Raw genomic sequence first — 8,426 nt, 5'->3', positions numbered from 1 at the left:
GGTCGAAGTCCGGCACGGTATTCAGCAACCGGCGCAGGTCGGTGTAATGCCAGGATTCGACACGACGCGTCGGCAGGCCGTGCTTGATCGTCTCGATGGCGTCGTCGCGCTTCAGCATCACCGCGCCGTCGCCGGGCAGCAGCGACAGCCGGTCGCCGAACGCGTCGATCAACGCTGTCTCGGCCGGTGTCCGCTGCGGCTGTGTGTGCATATTCATCAGTTTGACCTTGCCCTCTGGCATCTCACGCGGCTTCGCCGATCACGCCGGCGTAGCCATTGGCTTCCAGGTCGAGCGCCAGCGACTTGTCGCCCGACTTGATAACCTGGCCCTTGTAGAGCACGTGCACGGTGTCGGGCACGATGTGCTCAAGCAGACGCTGATAGTGGGTGATGACCAGGAACGCCCGGTCCGGCGCGCGCAGCGCGTTGACGCCGTCGGACACGATCTTCAGCGCGTCGATGTCGAGGCCGGAATCGGTCTCGTCGAGCACGCACAATTTCGGCTCCAGCAGCTTCATCTGCAGGATCTCCGCCCGCTTCTTCTCGCCGCCGGAGAAACCGACATTGAGCGGCCGCTTGAGCATCGCCATGTCCATGCTGAGCGAGGCGGCGGCTTCCTTCACGCGCTTCAAAAATTCCGGGATTTTCAGCGGCTCCTCGCCACGTGCCTTGCGCTGCTCGTTCATCGCCACTTTCAGGAATTCCATGGTCGCCACGCCCGGTATTTCCATCGGGTACTGGAAAGCGAGGAAGATGCCTGACGTGGCGCGCTCGGCCGGATCCATTTCGAGGATCGACTGGCCATTGTAGAGGATGTCGCCCTCGGTCACCTCATAGTCCTCGCGGCCAGCCAGGATGTAGGACAGCGTCGACTTGCCCGAGCCGTTCGGCCCCATGATCGCGGCGACCTCGCCGGCTTTCACCGTCAGGTTCAAGCCGCGGATGATTTCGGTGCCGTCATCGACGATGCGGGCGTGCAGGTTTCTGATTTCAAGCATTCTTTTGTTTCCTGAATATATATCCGGTCAGCCGACCGAACCCTCAAGCGAGATACCGATCAGCTTCTGCGCTTCGACCGCGAATTCCATCGGCAGTTGCTGGATGACGTCCTTGACGAAGCCGTTGACGATCAGCGCGATCGCTTCCTCTTCGGGGATGCCGCGCTGCATGACGTAGAATTTCTGGTCCTCGGAAATCTTCGACGTCGTCGCTTCGTGCTCGAACTGCGCCGTCGAATTCTTGGCTTCCATGTAGGGCACGGTGTGCGCGCCGCACTGGTCGCCGATCAGCAGACTGTCGCAGTTGGTGAAGTTGCGGGCGTTGGTCGCCTTGCGGTGCGCCGAGACCTGGCCGCGATAGGTGTTCTGCGAGAAGCCGGCGGCGATGCCCTTGGAGATGATGCGGCTCGACGTGTTCTTGCCCAGATGGATCATCTTGGTGCCGCTGTCGACCTGCTGATAGCCGTTCGACACGGCGATCGAATAGAACTCACCTTGGGAATCGTCACCGCGCAGGATGCAGCTCGGATATTTCCAGGTGATCGCCGAACCTGTCTCGACCTGCGTCCACGAAATCTTGGAGCGGTCGCCACGGCAGTCGCCGCGCTTGGTGACGAAATTGTAGATGCCGCCCTTGCCCTCGGCGTCGCCGGGGTACCAGTTCTGCACGGTCGAATATTTGATCTCGGCATCGTTGAGCGCCACCAGTTCGACGACGGCGGCATGCAACTGGTTCTCGTCGCGCTGCGGCGCCGTGCAGCCTTCGAGATAGGAGACGTAAGCCCCCTCCTCGGCGATGATCAGCGTGCGCTCGAACTGGCCGGTGTTCTTCTCGTTCATGCGGAAATAGGTCGACAGCTCCATCGGGCAGCGCACGCCCTTAGGCACGAAGACGAACGAGCCGTCGGTGAACACAGCCGAATTCAATGTGGCGTAGTAATTGTCGGAGGTCGGCACGACCGAGCCGAGATATTTCTTCACCAGCTCCGGATGCTCGCGGATCGCTTCCGAGATCGAGCAGAAGATGACGCCGGCCTGCGCCAGCTCCTTCTTGAAGGTGGTGACGACGGAGACGGAATCGAACACGGCGTCGACGGCGACGCGGCCCGATTTGTAGACATTGTCGCTGACTTCCTCGAGCTCCGAGGCGTCAGTCTTCTGCACGCCGGCGAGGATTTCCTGCTCGCGCAGCGGAATGCCGAGCTTTTCGTAGACCTTCAGCAGTTCAGGATCGACATCGCTGAGCGACGTCGGGCCGGGCGTGCTCTTTGGCGCCGCGTAGAAGTAGATGTCCTGGAAATCGATCTTGGGATAGTGGACGCGCGCCCAGGTCGGCTCGTCAAGCGTCAGCCAGCGGCGATATGCTTCCAGACGCCATTCCAGCATCCAGGACGGTTCGTCCTTCTTGGCCGAAATGAAACGGATGATGTCTTCGCTGAGGCCCTTGGGGGCCTTATCGACAGCGATTTCAGTCTGGAATCCGTATTTGTATTGGTCGACGTCGATCTTTCGGACCCGATCGATCGTGTCCTGCACAGCAGGCATATGCGTTCTCCATCCACGCCGGGGTCAAGGCCCGACAGTTTTCAAACTATGGCACCACCAAAAATGAACGCCGAAGAAGCGCTCGCGGCAGCGTAAGTTTCATATAGTGCGTCTCGACCGGAAATTCACCCGGCCAGCATGAAACGCACGGCTCTACCAGGCCGAATGGCCCGAAATTGTCCAACCGCTTACGCGGCCTTTTCTCTGTCCGCCCGACGCGCGGCGATTCCCGTCAGCGCAACGCGAAACAACTCGATGTCTTCCGCGCCAGTCGCCGGTCCGATCGACACGCGCAAGGCGCCAAGGCTGTCACCGTATCCCATGGCTTTCAGCACATGGCTCGGTCCGACCTTGCCCGACGAACAGGCAGAGCCGGCCGACAGCGCTACACCGGCCAGGTCGAAGGCGATCTGCGCGGTTTCGGCTTTGACGCCCGCAATAGCGAAGAATGCCGTATTGGCAAGCCTTGGCGCACCGGTTCCAAAGATTTCCGCGTCCGGCACCAGCGTTTTCACGATGGCCTCGATCTCGTCGCGGCGCCGGCGCACCGCATCCATGCTTTGTAGTCCGGCAAGCGCCTCGCGGGCGGCCGCGCCAAAACCGGCAATGGCGGCGAGGTTTTCGGTGCCGCCGCGATGGCCCTTTTCCTGGCCACCGCCATTGATCAGCGGCTTCGGCATCATCAGGTCCGAAGCGGCAACGATGGCGCCGACGCCCTTGGGACCACCGATCTTGTGCGAGGACAGAATCAGATAATCGGCGTAACCCGCTGATAGATCGATCGAAACACGCCCTGCGGCCTGCACGGCGTCGACCATGAGGATACCGCCCGCCGCCTTGACGATCCCGGCGATGCGATCGATTGGCTGGATGACGCCGGTTTCATTGTTGGCGGCGTGGATGGCGACCAGTGGCAGGCCATCGGCCTTGTCGTGACCACCGAGCGCCGACGCCAAGGCGCCGAGATCGGCGATGCCGTTGGCGTCGACACCGATCCGGGTAACCTGCGTTGCCGGGAAGTGTCCGCCGTTCAACAGGCAGGGATGATCGGCCTCGGACACGTAAAGCCGGCTCATGCGCACGCTGCCGCGTCCCATCCGCCAGTCGGGTGACAGCAGCGTCGAGGCTGCTTCCGTGGCACCGGAGGTGAACACGACATGCTCGGGCTTGGCGTTGACGAGCGCCGCCACGTCACGCCTGGCGGTCTCGATCAGACGGCGGGCCGCACGCCCCTCGGCGTGAACCGATGACGGATTGGCGGCGACATCAAGAGCCGCGACCATAGCCTCGCGGGCCGCGGCAAGCAGCGGCGCACTGGCATTGTAATCGAGATAGGCGCGTTTTGCGGCCATTTTCGTCCGTCAGGTCCCGTCAGAAGCCATTCCGCTGTCGTATGGCGTTATTTCCTTGAAATTCCAAGGCCAGCCGTCCTATTTACGCGGCTTGCGGCGCGGGTGGCCGGGCTCGATGTCTTGCCACCCAGTTTTGAACAATTCTAAACTAGCTTCTAAGAAGACGCTCGCCCTGCGTCAAGGCCAGAGGAAACGTTCCAGGCACCGCGCATTCGTATTACCCAGTGGAGTATTTTATGCCTGAGGTCATTTTCACCGGTCCTGCCGGCCGCCTGGAGGGTCGCTATCAGCCTTCCAAGGAAAAGAGCGCGCCGATTGCCATCGTCCTGCACCCGCACCCGCAATTCGGCGGCACGATGAACAACAAGATCGTCTACGACCTCTTCTACATGTTCCAGAAGCGGGATTTTACCACGCTGCGCTTCAATTTCCGCGGCATCGGCCGCAGTCAGGGCGAATTCGACCACGGCACCGGCGAGTTGTCGGATGCCGCCGCGGCGCTGGATTGGGTGCAGTCGCTGCATCCCGATTCCAAGAGCTGCTGGGTCGCCGGCTACTCCTTCGGCTCCTGGATCGGCATGCAGCTTCTGATGCGCCGTCCGGAGATCGAAGGCTTCATCTCGATCGCGCCGCAGCCCAACACCTATGATTTCTCGTTCCTGGCGCCCTGCCCGTCATCGGGCCTGATCATCCATGGCGATGCCGACAAGGTGGCGCCGCCGAAGGATGTGCAGGGCCTCGTCGACAAGCTGCACACGCAGAAGGGCATCACCATCACGCAAAAGACGTTGCCCGGCGCCAACCATTTCTTCTCCAACGATGCCGACCTGCTGCTCGAGGAATGCGCCGATTATCTCGACCGCCGGCTGGCCGGTGAATTGTCGGATCCGCGGCCGAAGCGGCTGAGATAAGCAAAGAAAGCAGGAACGACGATGTACGAACCTCCTCAATTCAGGGAAACACGGCCGGAAATCCTGCACGGGTTGATCCGGACGCATCCGCTGGGCCTGTTGATTTCCAACGGGCCCGAGGGGCCGGTCGCCAACGCCATCCCGTTCCTGCTCGACGCCGAAATCGGGCCGAACGGCAGGCTGCGTGCCCATCTGGCGCGGGCCAACCCGCAATGGCGCCTGTTGGCCGACAATCCGGCTTCACCCGTGCTGATCGTCTTCCAGGGCAGCGATGCCTATGTGACGCCGTCCTGGTACGAGACCAAGCGCGAAACCGGCAAGGTGGTGCCGACCTGGAATTATGCCATCGTGCAGGTTCGCGGCACCGTCAAGGTGATGGATGACCCGGACTGGCTGGCGCAGCAGATCGCCGATCTGACCGTGTCCCAGGAAGGCACTCGGGAAGCGCCCTGGGCGGTGACCGATGCGCCGGCGCCCTTCATCCAGTCGCAGATCAAGGGCATTATCGGGCTGGAAATCGAGATCAGCGAAATCCACGGCAAGTGGAAGGTCAGCCAGAACCGGCCGGTTGCCGATCGCGTCGGCGTAGCGCAAGGGCTCGAAAGCGAGCACTCGTCGCCCGACATGGCCGGCCTGGTCAGATCCTATGGCGGGCTGGACGGCAATTAAGCTGCGGCGAAGCCGAGTAATCAGGCAGCCTTCCTTGTCGGTTCTATCAGCCGAAACGTCTTCTTGCGGATCGGCAGTCCCGACGGCATCGGCCGGAAGATGAAGCCGAGTCGGGCAAAGACCAGCCCGCAGGCAAGCGCGAAAGCGCAGCCGAGGCCAAAGCCGGCGACGGTGTCGCTGGGATAGTGCGCGCCGACGAAGACGCGCGTCGAGGCGATGCACGCGGTGACCGCCAAGGCGATGTACCAGCGCCGGGGAAACAACAGCAGGGCGACCCCGAACACGGCACCCACTGTCGTTGCATGGCCGGACGGGAAGCCGGCGAAGCGTGCATTAAAAGCGAATGGATGCAGCGACAACACCCCGAACTCATTGAAATACATCGGCCGAGCCCGACCAATCGCGTATTTCAGCAAATTGACGGCAAGGCCGGACAGGCCGACGGCGCCCAGCACGAGCGAAGCCAGGCAGGTCCAGTTGTAGACGAGCATCAGCGAGCGCCGGGAGAGGCTTCGCCAATCCGTCAGGTTCGCGAGAACGAGCAGAAGCGCCGACGGAATGAGATACCAGCCACCCAGGCCGAACTGCGTGAAAAAATCGGCCAGACGGACGCCCCCTGGCGACCAGTGATCGTGAAGCATTCCGGCCGGGGTGTCGAGACGAACAAACGCCGCTGCTGTCAGCAAAACCCAGACCAGCACCCAGACCGACCACAAAATGTTCGGGTATCTGGCCGGACGGGCGGCAAGGCGACTTTTGGCGATCCGCATCGTATCGCGAAAGTTGTCGAGCGACCGGCGCCCTAACCCAAGGAGCAGGCTCGAAACGGGCGGGCGTGATTTCACCAGCATAGGAAATTCGACCCCATTGTCGCCATCATGGGCATCGGCGAGCCGTCACTGGGTTACACGATAGAGGCCGAGCGACAGTTTGTCTCCCGACGAATAATTGAGGCCGTCGACCTCGGCAACGCGGCTCGCCGACTTGCCTTGCGCCGCCAACAGGCCATTCAGTTTCTGCTCGTCGCCGATTTGTGCCAGCGCCAGCGCGCAGGCGGGGTCGCCGAGCAGATGCTTGGCGACGCCATCGACATCGGTCAGGATGGTCTTGGTGCCGACCAGGAACCCCAGGCTCGGCTCGTGATATTCCGCTGAAGCGATCACCGTGGTGTCGCAAGGCCTGTTGGCCTGGACTGCCGCCTCGATCGCCGGGCTCAGCCAGATCGGTTTCAGCGAAGGCGCGATGACGCCGAACAACAGCCCATAGGTGATGCCGGCGCAAACCGCGATGGCGCCGATGCGGGAAAGCGGCACTTGCAGCTGTCGCGAAAAGGCAAAATAGCCCGCCGCCAGCGCCGCCGCGGCGGCCGGGATGCTCCACCAGAAGAAGGTGCCGGTGAGGTAGATCGGCGCGCCGATGCAGACCGCCGCCAGGCCGAGGCTGACCACGACCAGACCGAATGCGGTCGACCACCACAACCAATCCTGCCAGCGCCTGAGCGGCGCATTGGCCTCCTGCGGCGACAATGTCAGCAGCCAGCCAATCAGCAGCGCCATGCCGGGATACGCCGGCAGGACATAGTGCGGCAGCTTGGTCGGGATCAGCTCGAACACCAGCCAGAACGGAATGTACCAGGCGAGGCAGAAACGCAGCCGGGGATCGTCACGCAACCGGTTAAGGGCCTGCAGCCCGGCGCCGACCGCGATCAGGCCAAAGGGCCACATGAACAAGGAATAGGTCAGCATGTAGAAACCGGGCGGCAGACCGTGCGATTCCTCGCCCGAGGCGACCTTGGCCATCATGTCCTTGCCGACGGCATCACTGAGAAAGGCGCCGCCGCTCTTCCAGGTGATGAGGGCGACCCAGGGCAACACGATGAGCACCACCAGGGCGACACCGCGCACGAGCTTCAGCTTCAGGACCCAGCGCCAGTCGCGCTCGAAGGCAAACAGGGCGGCGACCGTCAGCACCGACAGGAGCGGTGCCACCGGCCCCTTGATAAGGATTCCAAGGCCCTGAGCGGCCCAGAATATCCACGGCAGGTGGGCGGCCACCGGTTCGTTGCGGCGCGATGCCAGATAGATCTGGGCGAGCGCGCCTTGCGCTGCCACGCAGCAGGCCAGCAGCATGGCGTCGGTCTTGGCGTCACGCCCCTCGAAGGCGGTGGCGAAGATCGCCGCCATCATCAGGCCGGCGGCGAGACCGGCATTGGCCCCGAACAGCTTCGTGCCCGTCCAGGCGATGCCTACGACGGCCAAGGCAATGCCAAGCATGGAGACCAGGCGGTAGACCCAGATCGGCGCAGCCGCCCCCTCGCCGCTCAGCGCCACGGCCGCCGATTGCAGCCAGTAGATGCCGATCGGCTTTTTGTAGCGCGAGGCATCCTGAAAACGGATGTCGACATAGTCGGAGGTTTCGACCATCTGCTTGGTGGCCTGGACAAAACGGGATTCGTCGCGGTCGATGGGTGGAAGGCTCGCCAGTCCGCTGAATGTCATCAGCACGCTGAACAGAAAGAGAAAGAGATAGTTCCTGTTCATCGCGGAGCTTTCCGGATCTGATCTGCGGGATGGCCCCGTCGCGGCGCCTCAGGCCCTGCCCCTGCGCGGCGCCTCAATACGCCAGCCCAAACGACGAAGCAAGGATTCGCAAACGCCACGGCGCGCGATCAGGCGCAAAACCGGAAACCACTTTTGCTGATCGCGCTTGGATGCTAAACGCCCGCGTTCATGCACACCCGAGCCACGCTGGCCGGATGCTTTCGGGAAAGAAAAAATGCCTGCCTTCAAATCGGATTTCCTGCGCACGATGAGCGAGCGCGGTTTCATCCATCAGACTTCGGATGATGCCGGCCTCGACGCTATCTTCGCCAAGGAGACGGTGACCGCCTATATCGGCTTCGACGCCACCGCCAGAAGCCTGCACGCCGGCTCGCTGATCCAGATCATGAT

Annotated in this window: 7 protein-coding genes and 2 pseudogenes; 3 read left to right on the top strand and 6 right to left on the bottom strand. The window is 62.4% G+C overall.

The window, feature by feature from the left end; genetic code table 11:
• The 4 genes and pseudogenes from EN943_RS31920 to EN943_RS31905 form a co-directional block, all read right to left on the bottom strand.
• Window positions 1–217 (bottom strand): annotated as a pseudogene (locus EN943_RS31920) (Fe-S cluster assembly protein SufD); the annotation flags it as partial.
• 25 nt (window positions 218–242) lie between these two features.
• Window positions 243–998, bottom strand: coding sequence for a Fe-S cluster assembly ATPase SufC (sufC, locus tag EN943_RS31915; protein WP_023810312.1), 756 nt, complete (start codon window positions 996–998; stop codon window positions 243–245).
• Between the two features lie 27 nt (window positions 999–1,025).
• Window positions 1,026–2,543 carry a Fe-S cluster assembly protein SufB gene (sufB, locus tag EN943_RS31910; protein WP_127415992.1) on the bottom strand — a complete coding sequence of 506 codons (1,518 nt, stop codon included), beginning with the start codon at window positions 2,541–2,543 and terminating at the stop codon, window positions 1,026–1,028.
• Between the two features lie 188 nt (window positions 2,544–2,731).
• Window positions 2,732–3,895, bottom strand: coding sequence for a cysteine desulfurase family protein (locus tag EN943_RS31905; protein ID WP_127415991.1), 1,164 nt, complete (start codon window positions 3,893–3,895; stop codon window positions 2,732–2,734).
• Between the two features lie 236 nt (window positions 3,896–4,131).
• On the opposite strand from EN943_RS31905, the gene EN943_RS31900 reads away from it, so the two are divergent.
• The gene (locus EN943_RS31900; RefSeq protein WP_013532163.1) at window positions 4,132–4,806 is read left to right on the top strand and encodes an alpha/beta hydrolase; all 675 of its coding nucleotides are present in this window, start codon (window positions 4,132–4,134) and stop codon (window positions 4,804–4,806) included.
• Between the two features lie 21 nt (window positions 4,807–4,827).
• Entirely contained in the window at window positions 4,828–5,475 is a 648-nt protein-coding gene (locus EN943_RS31895) for an FMN-binding negative transcriptional regulator (RefSeq protein WP_127415990.1), read from the top strand.
• Window positions 5,476–5,495: 20 nt separating this feature from the next.
• Here EN943_RS31895 and EN943_RS31890 read toward each other — a convergent pair whose 3' ends face one another.
• Window positions 5,496–6,245, bottom strand: coding sequence for a phosphatase PAP2 family protein (locus EN943_RS31890; RefSeq protein WP_245476054.1), 750 nt, complete (start codon window positions 6,243–6,245; stop codon window positions 5,496–5,498).
• A gap of 126 nt (window positions 6,246–6,371) precedes the next feature.
• Entirely contained in the window at window positions 6,372–8,015 is a 1,644-nt protein-coding gene (locus tag EN943_RS31885; protein ID WP_127415988.1) for a glycosyltransferase family 39 protein, read from the bottom strand.
• Between the two features lie 235 nt (window positions 8,016–8,250).
• Between EN943_RS31885 and EN943_RS38580 the strand changes: the two are divergent.
• Window positions 8,251–8,426: pseudogene (locus EN943_RS38580) on the top strand (tyrosine--tRNA ligase); the annotation flags it as partial.

It is taken from the genome of Mesorhizobium sp. M7A.F.Ca.US.006.01.1.1 (assembly GCF_003997935.1).
Lineage (GTDB): Bacteria > Pseudomonadota > Alphaproteobacteria > Rhizobiales > Rhizobiaceae > Mesorhizobium.
This window is presented reverse-complemented; position numbering and strand designations above follow the sequence as displayed.